Origin of the sequence: Bacillus sp. THAF10 (assembly GCF_009363695.1) — a bacterium.
Lineage (GTDB): Bacteria > Bacillota > Bacilli > Bacillales > Bacillaceae_I > Sutcliffiella_A.
Genome location: NZ_CP045403.1, coordinates 445,310 through 463,085, shown reverse-complemented (window position 1 = coordinate 463,085; position 17,776 = coordinate 445,310). Strand labels below are relative to the sequence as shown.

General features: G+C 42.9%; 22 protein-coding genes. 5 read left to right on the top strand and 17 right to left on the bottom strand.

Annotated elements, in window-relative coordinates; translation table 11 throughout:
• Positions 1-177: 177 nt before the first annotated feature.
• The 3 genes from FIU87_RS02520 to FIU87_RS02510 all read right to left on the bottom strand — a co-directional run bounded on the left by FIU87_RS02520 (position 178) and on the right by FIU87_RS02510 (position 2,267).
• A complete protein-coding gene (locus FIU87_RS02520) occupies positions 178-627 on the bottom strand; it encodes a GNAT family N-acetyltransferase (RefSeq protein ID WP_152443129.1) in 450 nt (149 codons plus the stop codon).
• 5 nt (positions 628-632) lie between these two features.
• A complete protein-coding gene (locus tag FIU87_RS02515; protein ID WP_152443128.1) occupies positions 633-1,412 on the bottom strand; it encodes an SDR family oxidoreductase in 780 nt (259 codons plus the stop codon).
• Between the two features lie 333 nt (positions 1,413-1,745).
• Positions 1,746-2,267 carry a DinB family protein gene (locus FIU87_RS02510; protein ID WP_152443127.1) on the bottom strand — a complete coding sequence of 174 codons (522 nt, stop codon included), beginning with the start codon at positions 2,265-2,267 and terminating at the stop codon, positions 1,746-1,748.
• 148 nt (positions 2,268-2,415) lie between these two features.
• Between FIU87_RS02510 and FIU87_RS02505 the strand changes: the two genes are divergently transcribed.
• The gene (locus tag FIU87_RS02505; RefSeq protein WP_152443126.1) at positions 2,416-2,913 is read left to right on the top strand and encodes a hypothetical protein; all 498 of its coding nucleotides are present in this window, start codon (positions 2,416-2,418) and stop codon (positions 2,911-2,913) included.
• 407 nt (positions 2,914-3,320) lie between these two features.
• Here the strand turns inward: FIU87_RS02505 and FIU87_RS02500 are convergent, their stop codons facing one another.
• A complete protein-coding gene (locus FIU87_RS02500; RefSeq protein WP_152443125.1) occupies positions 3,321-4,037 on the bottom strand; it encodes a YebC/PmpR family DNA-binding transcriptional regulator in 717 nt (238 codons plus the stop codon).
• A 175-nt stretch (positions 4,038-4,212) separates the two neighbouring features.
• Here FIU87_RS02500 and FIU87_RS02495 point away from each other — a divergent pair, with 175 nt between their 5' ends.
• A complete protein-coding gene (locus FIU87_RS02495) occupies positions 4,213-5,502 on the top strand; it encodes a uracil/xanthine transporter (RefSeq protein ID WP_152443124.1) in 1,290 nt (429 codons plus the stop codon).
• Between the two features lie 232 nt (positions 5,503-5,734).
• Here the strand turns inward: FIU87_RS02495 and FIU87_RS02490 are convergent, their stop codons facing one another.
• From FIU87_RS02490 to FIU87_RS02460, 7 genes are read right to left on the bottom strand one after another with little or no spacing between them, the layout of a single operon-like run.
• Positions 5,735-6,082, bottom strand: a complete 348-nt coding sequence (locus FIU87_RS02490) for a VOC family protein (protein WP_152443123.1) — start codon at positions 6,080-6,082, stop codon at positions 5,735-5,737.
• 12 nt (positions 6,083-6,094) lie between these two features.
• Entirely contained in the window at positions 6,095-7,633 is a 1,539-nt protein-coding gene (locus FIU87_RS02485; RefSeq protein WP_152443122.1) for a gluzincin family metallopeptidase, read from the bottom strand.
• A gap of 13 nt (positions 7,634-7,646) precedes the next feature.
• Positions 7,647-8,198 carry a GNAT family N-acetyltransferase gene (locus tag FIU87_RS02480; protein WP_152443121.1) on the bottom strand — a complete coding sequence of 184 codons (552 nt, stop codon included), beginning with the start codon at positions 8,196-8,198 and terminating at the stop codon, positions 7,647-7,649.
• Between the two features lie 29 nt (positions 8,199-8,227).
• Entirely contained in the window at positions 8,228-8,587 is a 360-nt protein-coding gene (locus FIU87_RS02475; RefSeq protein WP_152443120.1) for a YybH family protein, read from the bottom strand.
• Positions 8,588-8,602: 15 nt separating this feature from the next.
• Complete coding sequence (locus FIU87_RS02470) at positions 8,603-9,112, bottom strand: Rossmann-fold NAD(P)-binding domain-containing protein (protein ID WP_152443119.1); 510 nt, start codon at positions 9,110-9,112, stop codon at positions 8,603-8,605.
• Positions 9,109-9,528 (bottom strand): YdbC family protein, encoded by a 420-nt coding sequence (locus FIU87_RS02465; RefSeq protein ID WP_172970922.1) that lies wholly within the window; start codon positions 9,526-9,528, stop codon positions 9,109-9,111. Before FIU87_RS02465 ends, FIU87_RS02470 begins: the two co-directional genes overlap by 4 nt.
• Positions 9,522-10,292, bottom strand: coding sequence for an aminoglycoside adenylyltransferase domain-containing protein (locus FIU87_RS02460; RefSeq protein ID WP_152443117.1), 771 nt, complete (start codon positions 10,290-10,292; stop codon positions 9,522-9,524). Before FIU87_RS02460 ends, FIU87_RS02465 begins: the two co-directional genes overlap by 7 nt.
• A gap of 193 nt (positions 10,293-10,485) precedes the next feature.
• Here FIU87_RS02460 and FIU87_RS02455 point away from each other — a divergent pair, with 193 nt between their 5' ends.
• A complete protein-coding gene (locus FIU87_RS02455; RefSeq protein WP_152443116.1) occupies positions 10,486-11,250 on the top strand; it encodes a DeoR/GlpR family DNA-binding transcription regulator in 765 nt (254 codons plus the stop codon).
• 26 nt (positions 11,251-11,276) lie between these two features.
• Here FIU87_RS02455 and FIU87_RS02450 read toward each other — a convergent pair whose 3' ends face one another.
• Both FIU87_RS02450 and FIU87_RS02445 read right to left on the bottom strand, forming a co-directional pair.
• On the bottom strand, positions 11,277-11,846 hold the full coding sequence (locus FIU87_RS02450; RefSeq protein ID WP_216647536.1) for a nucleotidyltransferase domain-containing protein: 570 nt from the start codon (positions 11,844-11,846) through the stop codon (positions 11,277-11,279).
• Between the two features lie 47 nt (positions 11,847-11,893).
• Positions 11,894-12,178, bottom strand: coding sequence for a hypothetical protein (locus tag FIU87_RS02445; protein ID WP_152443114.1), 285 nt, complete (start codon positions 12,176-12,178; stop codon positions 11,894-11,896).
• Positions 12,179-12,274: 96 nt separating this feature from the next.
• On the opposite strand from FIU87_RS02445, the gene FIU87_RS02440 reads away from it, so the two are divergent.
• Positions 12,275-12,844, top strand: a complete 570-nt coding sequence (locus FIU87_RS02440; protein WP_152443113.1) for a hypothetical protein — start codon at positions 12,275-12,277, stop codon at positions 12,842-12,844.
• Positions 12,845-12,874: 30 nt separating this feature from the next.
• Here FIU87_RS02440 and FIU87_RS02435 read toward each other — a convergent pair whose 3' ends face one another.
• The 4 genes from FIU87_RS02435 to egtB form a co-directional block, all read right to left on the bottom strand.
• Positions 12,875-13,411, bottom strand: coding sequence for a GNAT family N-acetyltransferase (locus FIU87_RS02435; RefSeq protein WP_367643902.1), 537 nt, complete (start codon positions 13,409-13,411; stop codon positions 12,875-12,877).
• Positions 13,412-13,930: 519 nt separating this feature from the next.
• A complete protein-coding gene (locus tag FIU87_RS02430) occupies positions 13,931-14,116 on the bottom strand; it encodes a hypothetical protein (protein WP_152443111.1) in 186 nt (61 codons plus the stop codon).
• Between the two features lie 116 nt (positions 14,117-14,232).
• Entirely contained in the window at positions 14,233-15,198 is a 966-nt protein-coding gene (egtD, locus tag FIU87_RS02425) for an L-histidine N(alpha)-methyltransferase (protein ID WP_152443110.1), read from the bottom strand.
• A complete protein-coding gene (egtB, locus tag FIU87_RS02420; protein ID WP_152443109.1) occupies positions 15,195-16,448 on the bottom strand; it encodes an ergothioneine biosynthesis protein EgtB in 1,254 nt (417 codons plus the stop codon). Before egtB ends, egtD begins: the two co-directional genes overlap by 4 nt.
• 501 nt (positions 16,449-16,949) lie before the next feature.
• On the opposite strand from egtB, the gene FIU87_RS02415 reads away from it, so the two are divergent.
• The gene (locus FIU87_RS02415) at positions 16,950-17,750 is read left to right on the top strand and encodes a DUF817 domain-containing protein (protein ID WP_152443108.1); all 801 of its coding nucleotides are present in this window, start codon (positions 16,950-16,952) and stop codon (positions 17,748-17,750) included.
• Positions 17,751-17,776 lie beyond the last annotated feature (26 nt).

Below are 17,776 nucleotides of genomic sequence, written 5' to 3'. Positions count from 1 at the left end.
AAATTTATCTTAATATGTTAATTATTCCAATAATTTGATTATTACGCAATAGATGGGAAGGATTTCGAAGGGAGATTCAGTGGGAAGTTTTGGAATCTGACACAATTTTAAAAAAGGGGACGGTTTACTCTGGTGTCGTGTGAACCAGTAGAACCGTCCCCTTGCCTCTCGTAAAGCTTATATTTTCCTCTCAAACATGATCATATCGAGCGCGCGGATGCCGTTTTCGATGATGGGTTCTGGATATTTTAGAAAAAAATCTTTTTTGATGCCACTTATACGGAAGCCTGCTTTTTGATAGAATGCAAGGTTTTCGATGCTAGAGTTGGCGGTACCGACTGTGAGCGTTTGGTAGCCTTTTTGACTCAGGATTTTGGCAGCTTCATGAATTACTTTTTTGCCGATGCCCTTTCCGCGAAATACAGAAAGGAGTGCCATGTTTTTAAGCTCGATCACTTGCTTATTTTCGGGAACAAACAGCACCACGCCTGCGACTTCCCCACCTAATTTAATTTCATATAGGTCTCCGTCATGAATATACGCACGTACGATAGCCTCGCTCTCATCTGCAAGCAGCAAATAGGGTAAAAATCGTTCTCGATTGTTCCATACTTGGTTAAGTTGCATACCGTTTACCTCCTAAAATCAAACCCACCCTCGGAATGTAAGGTCTGCCCAGTAATCCATTCGCCTTCTTCACTGGCTAAAAATTTGACTAGTCGCGCGGCATCTCTAGGTTCTCCAACCCTTCCAGTTGGAAACATGCCAGAAAGAGCATCTTTGATTGGTTCGGTCATCCAGCCTGTATCGGTTGGACCTGGGTTGATGGCATTCACTGTGATTCCAATGGCGCCAACTTCCGCAGCAAGCGTATACGTGAGTGCTTCAATTGCTCCCTTGGTAGTCGCATAGGACAACTCTCCCGGCATTGGTCGTTGAAATTGACCGGACGTTAGATTGATGATGCGTCCTCCCGTTCCTTTTTTGAAGCGGCGGGCAAAATAACTGCTCAAGAGGGTGGTGGTACGGATGTTTACGAAATAATGACGATCCAGCTCTTCAAAAGTTATATTACTATAGTTATCGTTGGTAGAATAGCAGGCATTGTTAATCAGAATAGATGGCGTACCAAGTTCTGCTTCCACTTGATTCAATAATTTTTCCGGTGCATCGTGTGTGGTTAAGTCAAGTTCCACACATCCAACAGGCACGCCTTTAGCTTCTAGTTCTTTTTTTAGTAATAAAGGTTCTGCTAGGCTGCTATTTTGAAATATTTGTTGATCATACGTCGTCCAATAGGTGAAAAAGATAGAATGGCCAGCATCGGCCAGTTCGCGACAAATAGCCGCCCCAATTCCATTTTGTCTACTTGCACCTGTCACAATTGCTATTCGATCTCTATTTTTACTCATGTCATGATCCTCCCTTATAGTGAAAGGACATCTACATGGAAGTCGGAATTTCCAATGACGCCAAGAGATGTTTCTCCAACAAAAAAACAGGTACGCTAAGGGCACCTGTTTTTTGCGGGGGTTCGAATTCCTCTGCAAATGTCCCTTTAATGAATAGTTAGATAGACAGACTGGTCCCATTGCTGAGAGCTGTTCTGCCTTATCCAGTTAACGCACATTCATTAAAGGTTCTGCCACATGAGTTGAATTTCGATTCCCCTTCCGATCATCTCTTATCATGATGGTAAGATTTGCTAGGGTATTTGTCAAGCTAGGAAGACATTCGAAATCAGTCTACCTCCCTACAATCCCAAGATACTCTTTCCATGGTCCCACCTCTTCTGTGTATCGTTTTGCAATGTTTCTCGTAATTTGGTTGATGTGGGTGAGATCGTGAACAGCCCAAGTAGCGATAAGCTCTCTCATTTTCACCTTTCCAAATGCAGGATGAGTCCCCTCTAGCTCCAACACTTCAGGCTTTGCAAGAGATTGCAAGATAACGAGATTTTCTTCCCTAAGCTGTTTGAAATTCTGAAGCTTTTCCGGTAGAGTCACTGCCTCTTCCTCTTTCAAGTGAGCAAATCTATCAAACACAGGAAAAGGCTTGCTGTCTCCCTCTTCCAAAATAAAACGAATCCTCGGTATGAAGTTCACCTTCTCGCACTCTATTAAATGATCGACTACCTCTACCGTGTTCCAAGTTCCCTCCCCTTCATTACTGAAAAGAAACCTCTCTGGTAACCCTCTCAACATTTCATCCAGCACACGCGGTGTTCGCTCTAGCAAGCTTATTGCATCCTCTAATGTAAAATTCATCTCAGCACTCCTCCCATTATGGTCCGTCCTTTTGCTTTCTAATTCGCCATTCTGCCGAGGAATTCCTCCAGTAGCTAGGGAGAAGTCCAAGCATGGCAAGCTGTTTTTCATATTCTAAAGTATGTGAAAAGACAGGGGGACGGTTTCGGTGGCTTCAAGGCAACTGGAGAACGGCTCCCCTTTTAGGGAAGGAGGGAAGATGATGGGAGATTGTTTGGGTTTTAATATTCGAACGCAGGTGACGTTTACAGCCAGTGACCGGGAATTGAGCAAGATTTTGAATGGATTGGCGGAGGCTGGTGTAAATATTAATGGCTATTTCCAAACCTTAGCTGGGAAGCGAAATAGTTTTGTAAGAATGGTTGTCGGAACGACCTCGGAGGAAACGGAACGCGATGTCCGCACACTACGCAAAGTGCTGCGAATAGTGGGTGTCCGTTACAGGGAGAATCAAGTCATCCAGCTTCTTGACCCAGTGTCTGGTGTGCCCGGTCAGCTGAATGCTATTTTTGGAACACTTTGGTGCAAAATGCAAGTACGCGCTATTTACCTCGGTGAAGACTCAACCATCTATTTAGATGTGTCCAATATTGGTTTAGCACTTAAGCTTTTATCGAAAGAAAATCCACCACGCTGTTTGGAGTAATCGTTAGAAAGGACTTCCCATTTGGCTTGCTGATGTGAAGGGCAGGTCATTTCGGATGGATTTTTAGCTCTTTTTGTGTTTTTTTATCGATTTTACTCGAGTCACGGAACCTTTCAAGGGTGTTTTTTGGGGATAATTAGGGCGCAACAATCATAATTAGTCCGATTTTCAATTATTTAAGCCACTTTCGAAATATTTAATCCGGTTTCCATATATTTAAGCCACTTTCCAACATAATTAAGCCACTTTTTAAATTTATCGTCCAAGTTGAATATTCTGAATATTCACGACCGACCACAACCACCAAAAAATGTGTACAACCCCTCCCTACCAACCAGCAACCAACTTCCAAGATGCCTCCAGATCGAAAAAAAAGCAGACCTCTAATTCAGAAGTCTGCTCACTTTTTATCCTAAGTCCACATTATGGTACACACGCTGCACATCGTCTAGATCCTCAAGTGTGTCTATCAATTTCTCAAACTGCGCTTCCGCATCACCGGAAAGCTCCACTTCATTTTGCGCAAGCATCGTTAGCTCGGCAACAGAGAATTCCTCGATTCCAGCATCCTTTAATGCTGTTTGCACCGCGTGGAATTGGTCTGGCTCTGCGTACACGACCACCGTTTCGTCTTCCTCCATGATGTCACGCACATCAAGATCTGCTTCCATCAGAATTTCAAGTACGTCATCGGAAGATTTTCCTTCAAACGCAAATACTGCCGTTGCATCAAACATGTAAGCAACAGAACCACTAACGCCCATATTGCCGCCGTTTTTACCAAAAGCTGCGCGCACTTCAGAAGCTGTGCGGTTCACGTTGTTAGTAAGGGTATCGACAATAATCATCGAGCCATTCGGTCCAAAGCCCTCATAACGTAGCTCGTCGTATTTCTCATCGCCGCCACCTTTTGCTTTTTCAATCGCGCGGTCAATAATGTTGCGTGGTACGTTATATGTTTTCGCACGCTCTAAAACAAATTTTAGTGCCATATTGGATTCAGGATTCGGCTCGCCTTGCTTTGCTGCTACAAAAATTTCAAGGGCAAACTTGGAATACACTCTACTGTTATTCGCGTCCTTTGCCGCCTTTTTTTCCTTAATGTTGTTCCATTTACGACCCATCTCTATTCACTCTCTTTCAGTAAGTAAAAGTTTAACTTGTTTCATTATACATCAAACCCTCTCATTCTTTCGAGTTTTTCCGGCATGATAAATCGTGTGGCTGTGATAAGATGGGTTTTGAAGTTATTTACTATTTTAGGAGGCTCGCAGTTTTCAAGCGCTGCGGTATTTTAATATGAAACGTTACTCTTTTACGATGTTTTCATCGGTGCAATGGTTGTTTTTTATTTTTGCTAATACGGTGGTCGTTCCACTCTCGGTCGGTGCCGCCTTTGATGTGGCACCGGAAGTCGCGCGAACCATGCTGAGTGCGTCACTCCTCTTCACTGGTCTCGCCTGCATTTTTCAAGGCTGGATGGGACATCGCTATCCGTTAATGGAGGGACACTCCGGACTCTTGTGGGGTGTGATGCTGAATCTTGGGATTACTGCACAGTCTCTAGGTATGAGTTTTACTCAGATTGGTGGTGGAGTGGCAACTGGTCTATTGCTTGCTGGTGCATTGACGATGATCATGGCGCTGCTTGGATGGACAAAGGTACTGCCACGCATCTTTACGCCGATGGTCATGACGGTTTATTTGTATTTGCTAACCTTTCAGCTCATGATGGTGTTTTTTCAAGGTATGCTCGGGGTGACGGACGACGGCGGAATGAACGTCCAAGTCAGCTTGCTCTCAGTCGCCTTGGTTATTTTCGTCAGTGTCTTAAAAATAAAAGCCCCAAGAGCTGTTGGCAATTTTTCGATTCTAATTGGAATAGTGGTTGGGTGGATTTTGTATGCTTTACTGTTTCCAGACGGAGGCCAGGAAGCACCAGCAGCTGAATTCGCGTTTGCGTTATTTCCACTCGGCGCGCCAAACTTAGAGTACGGCATCATCGCGGTCACATTTTTTGCTGGCTTGATGAATTTAAGCAACACGATTGCGTCGGTGCAGGCGGCAGCAACCTTGTACGGGGAAACGGCAGGTGCCGGACAATTCCGCAATTCCTTCTTTTTAACGGGGTTGTTCTCTGTATTTGCATCCTTATTTGGCTTGGTTCCTTACACACCTTTTACCTCCACGATTGGCTTTTTACAGAGCACGAGAATTTTGGAGCGCAGGCCATTTTTCATTGGTGGTGCGTTGCTTGCAGTGATTGGCCTTGTGCCACCACTCACCTCATTTCTTGTCACCATGCCGATGACAGTCGGAAACGCCGTGTTGTTTGTCGCGTACCTACAGCTATTTGGGACCGCTTATGCAAGTCTAAACGGAGCGGAGTTCAACTCAGATACTATTTTTCGACTCGCCATGCCAGTATTGCTTGGTGTTTGCTTGATGAACACCTCACCGTCAGTGTTTAGCCCTCTGCCAGTCTTGCTACAACCGTTTGTGGCAAACGGCCTGATTATGGGTGTGCTGCTTTCCATTGTGCTGGAGAAGGTGACGAATTGGCGGAGGTACGAGCTGGATAATATATAGGAAAACACTATCATCTAACCTTGGTTGATCTGACTTTCCAGTTGGAAATTAGGTAATTTTGATCTTATCGGGAGAAGAGACCTACGAAGAAATATATTTAAAATATGGATAGGATTTAAAGTTAAAAAACGCAAAGTGGATGAAATGTTCATTTATGCCTCATTCATTCCCTAAAAAAGTGCCGCCTCTCCCAGAGTGCGGCACCTTTTTTTTATTCACATAATCCTAAAAATCACTCTTCAAAATAACAAACCCCTAAAATATGACCATCGGGATCTTTAAATTCAAAAGATAAGACATTTCCGTAATCCATAACGTCCGCAACCTCCACGCCACGTTCCTTAAGCAAATGATTAGCACCGTGAATATCCGCAGCATAGAAATTCAACAAACAATGCTTTCCTGGTGTAACTTCTGCCGCCTTCACGAGCGTGATAGGCGTCTCACCCACTTCCATTGCCGCATAGCCATTTTCCTTATCATGCCATCTTACGGTAAAACCAAGCACTTCGGTATACCAGCGGATGGATTTCTCCATATTCGTTACTTCCAAGAAGACCGTGTCAATCCGTTTAAACATTTTATACTCCCCCTATTTAGGTATCTTGGCTAGGTTTGCCCTCAAATACGCAAATGTAAATGGCTCTCCGCAAACGTCTTGCACTCGCTTTTGCCATGAATATAGTTGATTTGGCTTCATATAATGGTCCTTGAGTTTTAGAAATATGTCTTTTTCACCATAGGGACTCATTACGTGAAATGTGTGAAGGAGCATTTCACGAATGGCAAGTGCGAAGTTATAATCCTGAAAAAAGGCGGGGCTTTCTACATAAAACAATTCACTTGCAGGGTGAAATGCCTCTCCCCTGTTGCCAAATACCTTCATGTAACAATCATTGGCAACCTTCTGGAAATCTCGTGTTGGGTTTTCGTAAAGCTCGAATTCTACCAAACTATAATAAAAATTCATCTTCACCATGATTAAATCCATTAGTGATTTTTGTTTAGAGAGCTGGTCTATTTGTTCCTCACTAATCGAAAAATGGTTACGTAGAAATTGCTTATCCACAACCATGGTTTGGTAGAACTCCGCAAGTCCTTCTGCTGCAATGGAGGAGTAAAATCTGTATAATTCAGGATAGTCATAGGAGCTAAAAACTCCATCAACAGCATGTCCTAGCTCATGTAATGCGGAAACAAAAACTGAAAAACCATTTCTTTTATTTACGACTAGACGACAATCATTTGGGTTAATATTCATGCAAAAGCCACCAAAGGCTATTTCCGCAAATTCTGTGGTAATCGGAAGTCTTTCTGGTATTCCCAATCCCTTAATAACATCCTCTAAAGCCTTTTCTAATGTCTCAGCCTTAAAAATCTTCTCACTTTGAACCTCTTCCAAAAAATGAAACGCACAGAAGTATTGATCATATTGATGAAGCGCATTCCACTTGAATTTCTCGATGATTTCTTTCTCCCAATAGGCTTGATGAGATTCAGCTTTTTCAAACAATGCTTTCATTTCATTCATATAAGCGGCTATATCAAGATCTTGAAAGCTACATCGAAACTGATAGTAACTCCTATAACCATACTCTGAGGCAAGCTGGTTCCTTTTTTCAATCAACGTTCGAAAAAGCTCTTCGTTTTCTTTGCCAATTTTCTTTGCTTCCAAGAAAAGCAACCTACGAAGTTCCCTGTCAGTACTATTCATCACGTTGGAATGAACATTACCAAGAGTATATTCCGCTCCCTTTACTTGTATCTTACTCTTCAAGAGGTTTGATTGTAGCTGTTGCTGGATTGCAACCACCTCGCTATTACTATCAAGTGACTCCTGTTGCATTTTTAAAAGGAACACTTCTATGCGTCTACGCCAAACTGGGTCCTGTTCGAACAACTCTTTTTTCAAGGACAGTTCTTTGACAAGAATTTCATCTGTCATGATTTCATGCTTTTGTTGCTTGATTTCTTGCAGTCTTGGATTTTCGCTATTTTTTGTATAAACTTCATACTCCAGCTCAAGTTCTTCTTGGTATAGTTGATCCAACGCTACTATTGCCGAATGATAGACTTCCTTCCATTCCTCTATGCACTGTTTGTGTGGCAATTTTTCAAATCCAACTATCAAGGGGTCACCTCATTTATTGCGATTTTTTCTTCCACTCCTCCGCCAGCATTCCATACACCATATGGTCCACATGATGGTCATACAGCCACTCCGCCTGACGAATTTTCCCTTCCAGCGTGAAACCAAGTCGTTCCGGAATACTGCGGCTTTTCACATTTTTCTCGGCAGCCCGAATGTCCACACGATTCATGCCAAGCTCAGTGATCGCATAATCCGTGAGTGCCCCTGCAACCCTTGTCATGATGCCCTTTCCTTGGTAATCCTTATCAAGCCAATAACCGATATTAGCAACCTTGTTCGACCAATCCAGCGTGTTGAAGCCTGCGGACCCAACGATTTCTCCCTTGTACAAAATCATCGCCGTCAACGCTTTGTTATCTGCATAGCTTTGTCTTGTCATTTTGATAAAGTTACGCGTGTCATCGGCACTTTTCGTAAAATCTACCCATGGCAACCACTCACGCAGGTATTCTCGAGAGTTATCTGTCAGTTCATAAAGTCTTTCTGCGTCCTTTACTTCTGCTAATTTTAAAGCTAGTTCCTCATCAATTTTATGTACAAACATGGTGTTTCCTCCTCAAGGTTTTCCTCTTTTTATCGGCTCAAATGCTCATGTATTAATAGCCACTTGCCGTCTTTTTTTACAAAAACATTGGTCGCTCTCCCGCTACCAGATAGGAATTCGCCATTCATGTACCCTTCAAAACGGAAGGTGTAGAGACAAACCGCTGTCACCTCATCCGTTACCAGCCATTCCACGTTTTCTGCCATATACTTTTCTTCCTTAATTGTATTCCAGGCATTTTCAAAAAAAGCTCGTATTTCTGCAGGTGTCGTGCAGGTTGCGTTTGTAAACCAATAAACCGCATCCTTGTGGAGACACTCCTGCACCTGATCAAAATCGTGGGTATTAGTTGCGTTTATGTAGGTTTCTAGTGCTTCTTGATAGCTCATCTGTTATTCCCCTTTCTAAGGTCGTTTTTCCCATGGCTCTATAGTTCCTACAAGCGAACGCGGCTGTTTCCTTTTCACCGCTTCTATGACTCCCGCTGCAATCTCGCTATTTTTGAGCCATCTCGAGCTCTCCCCTTGCAAAATAAAGCCTAGCTGCACCTGGTGATAATTGCAGCTTTCTGGGATTTTTAACCCTTCTTTTATTTTCTTAAGGTCTGCGCGACTACCCAATACATGATAAAATTCATTGGTTTTAGCGAGTAGCATCTGAACCGCTGCCTCCCCGCCACTATGAACCCAAGCAATAATGAGATCATACTGTCCTTGCAGCTTACTCTTTAGTTGTGCGGTTTGCATGTAATCGGCCAACACTGGCGTGATTTTTTCTGGTGAAGCTGCAGCAATTAATGCTTCCATTTTCACAGGATATCTTGCCACGACAGTGACGTGAAAATCTTGCTCTGTCAGCCAAATGCAAACCTCCTTCAGCATGCCAGTTCCACCAATGACAAGTGCTTGCTTCATGCTCTTCCCTCCACCGTCCAGTTCGATTCCATCCTTATTTTGATAGTTGCTAAGAATGCTAGATTTAACGGCGTGTTCGGAACGAAAAGTTGCCTGCCTTCCACGATTCCGACAGTATAAAGTAACTTGACCCTCTCCTCTACCTCCACTAGCTTTACCTCTATCTTTTCATAGGTTTTAGCCTGGTCATTTTTTTCAACGATTGTGTCATGGTAACCGTTCATAAAAGTATGATAGGATTGCTTGTCTTCCCATAATGCAACAATGCAAGCCTCAGTAAGATTGCATGCATTCCACCCGCCCATTTGACCGTGGAAACCTTCGCAGCTGCTTAAGCTTTTCCATTGCTCTTGGGCTTTCGAAAATGAGGCTCTGTTCTCCTCCGTGACCTGACACGTAATCCATTTTACTAGCAATATATCAGCTCCTTTCCAAATCGAATCATTGCTCTTAGCCGCTCTTCATTGGTTGGGTAGAATCGTTCGGAGTTTCCTGTTCGGATATTACATGCTTCTTTTATGAGAGGATGCCATTGCTGCTCTATTTTCTGCAATCCATATTCACCCGCACCAAGCTTCGAGATAATGTCACGTTCTTTTAGCGTATAAAATTGGCGTAACAACCCCAGCACAGTCCACTCTAGTTCCTCTTCAATGAGGAGTGTTGGTGCGGCTGCGTACTTTTCAACCGACTGCTCAATGTGAACCACCCTTGTTCCCCAATAGCTTTGCATGTTTTCTTTTACATAGGAAAGGAGCTTTTCTGTATTCGCTTCAACAGGAAGAGTTTCTATAGAAGGTCCCAAAATGGTAATGCCCTTATTTTTCAGAACCCACCATGTAACAGGAACATCGTGAACCGCCTTGCCGAAGCTTCCTTCGTTATAAAAATAACCCTCAGCAAGCGGTTGCGATGCTTGCACATAAAAACCATCCATTTTCGGTTTTATGCATGTTTGTTCTAGTTTTTCATGAATACCTTTTATCATCAGGGCCTCATCCTCTGTTATCGGACGCGCTGTAGTAGTAACAAAATCAATATCACTTTTCCCTTCTTCGTATGCATCAAGAACGATAGAGCCTTGAAGATACAGCCCGGTAACGATGGTTGGTAGCTGCTCCTGTATTTCTTTTACATATGTATGTAACAGGCTTTGGACATCCGCTGGAACATGCTTCAAGATAGTGATTACCTCCTTGCTGTTAGTCTTCTAGGTTACTTTCTATTTTAAGAATGAGTATCCCTTTATTATTGGCAACATTTCCATCCAAAAGCGCACAAAACGGAAAAATAATGTAATAACATGAATATTTTTCTTGCAAAACTAGAATAAACATGAAATAATAGGAAATATCATGAAAGGGGGTATTTATTTGTTTACAGATGAAAGACGGGGAGAAATTTTACGAAAGCTTGAAGTTGCAGGACGCGTAACAGCGAAGGATTTGGCGGAGGAATTCCAAATGTCTATTGATTCCATTCGTCGCGATTTATCCATAATGGAGGAACAAGGGTTGCTAAAACGTACTCACGGAGGAGCCATCCCAGTAACTTCCGCAAGAACATTACCAAGGCCTCCAGCCGAGCGTTTTGGAGATGGAACAGATTTTCAGCATGCCATCGCCCAAAAAGCCGCTACCTACATTCGGAACGATAAAACCATCTTTATTGGGGGAGCTTCAATTCACTATGTACTACTGAAGTATTTGCCGACCGACATCCCTTTCACGGTGCTGACAAATTCCGTGGAGATTGCTTATGCACTGAGAGATCGTGAGAATGTGACTACCTATCTCATCGGAGGTCAGGTGAAAAGCTCCGGGAATATTACTGACTCTTTAGCCAACGAATTTGCTCGACAGTTTACCGTGGACCTTTGCTTTGCGACTGGTGGAGCACTTTCCGCAAAAGGCCTAAGCACCGCAACGCCAGAAGTCGCTATTTTCTACAAGACGATTTATAACAACGCGAAAAGATTGATTGCCTTAGTGGAGCACACAAAGATCGGGCAAGAAATGTTTGCAGGGATGTATTCACTGGAAAAATTAGATGTTGTCATTACCGATGAAGAGACGGATGAGGAGAAAGTGAAAGCAATTCAGGCCGCTGGGGTGGAGGTTTTGGTGGCGAAGAATTAAATGAAAAAAACGGTAGCCATTTTTGGTTACCGTTTTTGCTTACATGCATTTATTTTATTTAACCACTCATGCCCCCGAGGAAACTGCGAGGATAGCGCTTCATACAACCACTGAACTCTCCCTCCATCCAATAATGGCAGCACTGTTTCCAAGTCCTGCTCATCATTCTTCCGAAGCACAGAGCTACCTCCTTTGTAGAGAAGTTGAATTTCTGGTCGTAAATACGGAATGCCTGATGAACTAACTTCACCAATTTCTGTCCATGGTTTTCGAATGGATTTCTCTCTTTTATAAATCCAATTAACCTCATCATGGTCAAACAACATGATTTGTAGAGACCAGGCATCCTCTGTCTTTCTTTTTGCCCAAAGATTATCATAATGAGGTTCTAGCTGTTCTCCTGCTTGCCATAGGGTTAACGCCCCTTTGTGTGCTATGTATAACTCCCAATCCTTCTCTAGGAGCTTTTGGAGCTTCATCTGGTCTTGTTTCAAAATAACAATATCCGTATCACCATGCTCCCGTGTTTTTCTGCCCACGTATAAATCGAGCGCCCACCCACCTGCTATCCACCATTTAAAAGAGGCCGAGTTCAAAATTTCTTGGGTTCTTTCTAATGATATTGGATTCCATTTCAAGATGATTAACCTGCCATTCTATTTTTAATTTCTATTACTAATGCAAATACAAGCGCCATTACTAGTGTACAAGAGAGAAAAATAATTCCCAGTACATCATAAATTTCATCAAATGCATGCTCTCCTAAGTTGAGCTGAAGCTTTACAAAAAGATAAAGGATGCCTGCTACGAGCACGATGGATGGAGTGTACTTGAAGAGGACTGGTAACGTTTTGGCAAAATACAAGCAGAGAAAGGCCACGATAATCATTAAGATCACTAGAATAATAAATGTTACAGCTACACTCATAGCCACTCCCCCTTTTTAAATAATCATATTTTACCAAATATGTTAATATTATAGTATCTTGAAAGTGACTTGTAAGGTACAAAAGGAGGTTTGGTGTTGAGATTTTTGTTGAGGGTAGGTTGTGTGGTATTGCTGTTGTTACCTGGTTGCGCTCATTCAGAAACAAGTGGGGTGCTGTCTGTTGGTGTAATTGGCGGCGGGGGTACCTCCGTTTCAGATTCGTACTCCCCTGTCACGTTCGGATCGTATGTCCCATGCGTGCAAAATGGGGCAGCTGAGGTAAAAATTACGAAAGTTGGCTATCGTGAGCACAACCTTGCGCCAGCTGCGAACGTAAAAGTGTTCAAAAGAGTCGTAAGTGGAGACAAGATGGAAAGTACGATTGGTACCGCTAGGGGCATGCTTCCTAACCTCAAAGACACTGACCTAAGCGGAGAAATTAGTGAGGACGTGGAGGGAACAATCGTGACACAGTCCTGTGAGGAAAAAGATTCTCAGAACTTCACCGAGATTTTGTTTTCCATTGAGTCAGGCCAAGGTGGAACACACGTGACGGAAGTATATTTCGAATATGAACTTCACGGAAAGTCCTATGTATTAGAGGTGCCACATGAGTTGGTTTTTTGTGGGGAGAAAACGAAGGAGCATGATATGTGTAGGGATTGAGGGTAACAAGGGGCATGAGATGGGCCCCTTTTACTTTGCGTATAACCTCTCGTATTCCTCCCGCAACATCCCGTAGTATGTCAGATCAAAGAACGTGCCGTCGCGCATGCCGTGCTGTCGCCATACTCCTTCGTGTTTCATGCCGAGCTTTTCCATGATGCGCCACGATCCTGGGTTTTCTTTAATAGCACCTGCGAACACTTTGTTGAGCCCAAGTTCCTCAAAGCCGTATGCCATCACTGCTTTGGCAGCTTCTGTTCCATAGCCTTGGTTCCAATATGGACGGCCAATCCAATAGCCAAGCTCCCCACGTTTGAAGGCCGGTGTTACTTTAATGTTGATGAGACCTACCAAACTATTACTCTCTTTTTCAATGATGGACCAAGTGTACAAGCCGTTTTCTTTTTGCTGCCAGTTTTTCTTGATAAAATCCTTGGCGGAGCCCTTTGGATATGGATGCGGAACATAGAGTGTAGTTTTGGCCAGCTCATAGTCGCTAGCAAGCTCCTCAATTCGGTCTGCGTCTTCAAGCTGTTGTTTCTTTAGCATAAGTCTTTTTGTTTCCACCTTTTTCCTCCCCTTAAAAAAAGTAATTTCTTCCATTATATACAATTTTGAAGGGATATCTATATAAAAATTGTGGCTGGTGGTCTTTACGGAATGAGGAAGCAGGAGCAAATGGTGGAATGCTGGGCACTTTTTGAGAAAAAGATGTGGAATTGGCCAACAATTGGGCTCTTTTGTGCAGTTTTAACGGAAAACTTTGACCTTCGCACTTTGTGTGGAGGTTTTTTGGTAGTTGGTGGGGTGTATATCGGGAGGAATTTCAATTATCTGGTCGATGTCGGGTGATAGGAGATGGTGATTGCGACACTTTTTTGGGTGATTGTGACTTTTCGAGAGGTTATTGTGACTTTTTTTAGAGTTATTGTGACTTTTCGAGAGGTTATTGTGACTTTCTTTGGAGTTATTGTGACATTTCGACTTTCGAAACATTCACCTCTCCCCCACTCTCCCCAAAATTCACCCAGCAGCCCCACCTCCAGCTCATAATTTTTTCCGCTCACTCAGCCGCTCCGGTCCTGTTTACTCTATCTTCTCAATCTTAATTAATTTCCCCTCGCTGCCGATTGTTGGGAATCCAAAAAAGTATAAAAAAACCATGATTACGAGCAATGCTATCGCAAACCAAAAAACCTCTTGATTGCTTTTCTTGTTTTTTCGCCGCTTCATTTCTCTGTACTTTTTCTGGATAAGTTTTTGCTTCTCCATGTGATTCTCCCCTTTTTGACTCACTATGTAGTAGAATTCTATGCAGCTACCAAAAAACCTTCCCATTTTATGTAAAAACCCCCTCTCTTTTGTAGAGAGGGGGGATTATCGCCTTATTAAAATCGCTCCAAGTAATGCACACTAAATTTCTCTTCAGAATCTGTCCACACTTTTTTCGCTTGAAAGCCGCACGATTCAGCTAGCTTTTGGAACTCACGAATGGAGTATTTATAGGAATTTTCGGTATGAATGGTTTCTGCTTTGGCAAAATGGAATGTTCTCGAAGCAACCTGAACTGTTTGGTCGACGAGACTTTTCAGATGCATTTCAATCCGCCCTGCCTTTTTGTTGTAACATGCATAATGATCGAATTGTTCCAATGAAAAGTTAGCTTCTAATTCTCTGTTTAGCCGCTCTAATAAGTTGAGGTTAAAGGCGGCTGTAACTCCTTCTGCATCATCATAGGCACGTTCTAAGACCTGAACATCCTTTTTCAAATCGACCCCAATTAAAAATCCATCACCCTTGTGAAGCAGCTCTGCTGATTGCTTTAGAAATCCTCGTACCTCCAGCGGCTCAAAATTCCCAATGGTGGAGCCTGGAAAGAAGATCACTTTTTTCCCTTTTGTGTCAACGGGTAAGGAAAGTGGCTTTGTGTAATCCCCACACACCGCTTTGATGGTGAGATGGGGAAACTTCATGGCAAGCTCCAGGCAGGATTGAAAAAGAAACTCTCTTGATATATCAATTGGTACGTATTCCTTCAGGCCTTGGAAATTCTGCAGTAGCGCTTTGATTTTATTGCTGCTGCCACTTCCGTACTCAATAAGGGTATGAACATTTCCGACGACCTCCGTAATTTCGCTTATGCTCTCTTGAAAAATAGTCATCTCTGTTCTGGTCGGGTAGTATTCATCTAGTTGCGTTATTTCCTCAAACAATTCAGAGCCCTTGTGATCGTAAAGAAATTTGGAAGAGATTCTCTTTTGAGGATGGGAAAGGCCCTCCAACACTTCCTCCTGCATGTTTTCATGATGCAGATAATAATCATAGCTTTGTATTTGATTTTTCAACAAACTCATAGGGCATCCTCCGCTAAGCGAAATCCACTAAACTGCCAGCGTTTGTCGGCTGGAAAAAAGTTGCGATAGGTATGGCGGATATGATCAAGCGGCGTCGCACATGATCCACCTCGGAGGACCATTTGGTTACACATGAATTTAGCATTGTACTCACCTAGGGCTCCTTCTAGTGGTTTACTTCCGGGATAGGGAGAATACGCACTCGCCGTCCACTCCCAGACATCCCCGAACATATAAGTGGATTCTGTACCTTTTGATGACACAGGGTGATATGAGCCTGTATCCATTGTGTTTCCGCTTATCTTCAAGCCCCTTGCTGCATGCTCCCATTCCGCTTCAGTGGGAAGTCGCATACCCTTCCACCTGCTAAAGGCATCCGCTTCATAAAAACTCACATGGACAACGGGTTCATTTGGATCGAGCTTTCTTATCCCTGATAAGGTAAAAATGCTCCATTCCCCATTGTCATCCTTTATCCAATAGAATGGTGCCTGCCAGTTATTCTTTTTCACCGTATTCCAGCCATCAGAAAGCCAGTAGAACGCTTTTTTATAGCCACCAGCTTCGATAAATTCTAAGTATTCTCCGTTTGTCACAGGCATATCCGACATCTTAAAGGGCTCTAGCCATACTTTATGGTTGGGACCTTCATTATCAAAAGCAAAGCCCTCTCCATTGTGGCCAATATCCACCAGCCCGCCATCATATGTAAGGAAGGTTGGCTCTTTTTTAACAGACGAAAAAGGTTGCTCCTTCTGATAAACAGGATGCAAGGGGTTCACAAAGAAATTGTACTTCACGTCCATTAAAATCAGCTCCTGGTGCTGCTGTTCATGCTGCATGCCAATCTCTATCAAACTATGAATTTTTTCCGTGTCCTCTGATTCTTGAAAAAGCAAGTCTACTATACAGTTATCAACATAACTGCGGTATTGGAAAATGTCTTTTACACTAGGCCTAGACAGCACTCCTCGCTGATGCCTTGGTTGAAATGGACCGACTGTTTCATAGTAGGAATTAAAAAGGAAGTCATAGGTTGGATGGAATTCTTTGTAGTTCTCAAAATACTCCTTCAGCACAAAACGTTCAAAAAACCAGGTCGTATGGGCAAGATGCCATTTTGGGGGACTGACATCTGGATGTGATTGAATAATAAAATCTTCTGTCTCTAAAGGTTGTACAAGCTTCATGGTCCTGTCCCGCACACTCATAAATCGTTGGGCAATCGATTTCATTGTCTGAGTTTCCATTGGTACAGCTCCTTATTTAGTAAATTTTTACTTTTACCAATACTACTTAACCAACAGGACGTAGAAAATTCCTTTTTTCACCAACGTCCTTTTGTAATTGCTCTCTACCCCAATAAAGCATGTTCTAACCCATTTTTGATACCTAGGATGTGTTAAAGCTTTGTAAAATTCTTGTATCTCCTATCTCTTTGTCAAAAATTCAACAGACATTTTTTCATTAAACACAATAAAAATTTATTGATAAACAATAAATATATGTAGTATATTTTTAATAACAAGACTTTGTTAAATTTCGCTGTTGATTTCCGCATATAGGCTCCACGTCCGCGGGCTGATTGGGGTGCCTCTTCGGAGCAACCTCCTGTGGGGTCTCCCGTCAATCGCTTCGTTCCCGAGAAGAGTCTTCGCCATTTGCTCCAATCAACAGCTAGAAACTCATTTTATCAACAGGCTTCTTTAACACAGCCAATAACAAAGAAAAATTAGGGAGGCAAGTGATTTATGAGATTAGTAACACAGCTCATTCGTTTTGGGTGGCAACAGGCCTTATCTTGTTTGTTTCCGGTTGTTATCTTCGCTTCCTTGGCATTAACGCAGGTTCTTCCACTTCCATTATTGCCTCGCTATGACTGGCTTCTCCTCATCTGCCTCGTAATGCAGTGGATCATGGTGCGGTCGGGGCTGGAAACAAAGGATGAACTAAAGGTCATTACCTTGTTTCACCTGATTGGCCTCGCGCTTGAAGTCTTCAAGGTCCATATGGGCTCCTGGTCGTATCCAGAGGAAGGATATTCAAAGGTGTTCGGCGTTCCTTTGTATAGCGGTTTTATGTATGCGAGTGTGGCGAGTTATCTTTGTCAGGCGTGGCGGAGGTTAAAAGTGGAGCTCGTGAAGTGGCCGCCGTTTGGCCTGGTCGTTCCGCTTGCTGCAGCTATTTACTTAAATTTTTTCACCCATCATTTTTGGATAGATGTTCGTTGGTGGCTGGCTGGACTTGTCATTATTGTTTTTTGGAGATCGTGGGTGTTTTATGAGATTGGTGGGACTCGCTACAAAATGCCAATTGCTTTATCCTATGCGCTTATTGGATTTTTTATTTGGGTTGCTGAAAATATTGCTACCTACTTTGGAGCATGGGAGTACCCAAATCAAACGGAGGCATGGAGCTTGGTGCACCTTGGCAAGGTAAGCTCGTGGCTTTTGTTGGTGATTGTTAGCTTTCTGATTGTGGCGACGTTGAAGCTGGTGAAGAAGGATATCATTAATGTGCCTTCTGAAGTTGAAGGAACGGTTGGAAAATAAAGAAGCACGAGTGCTACCTTAATGAG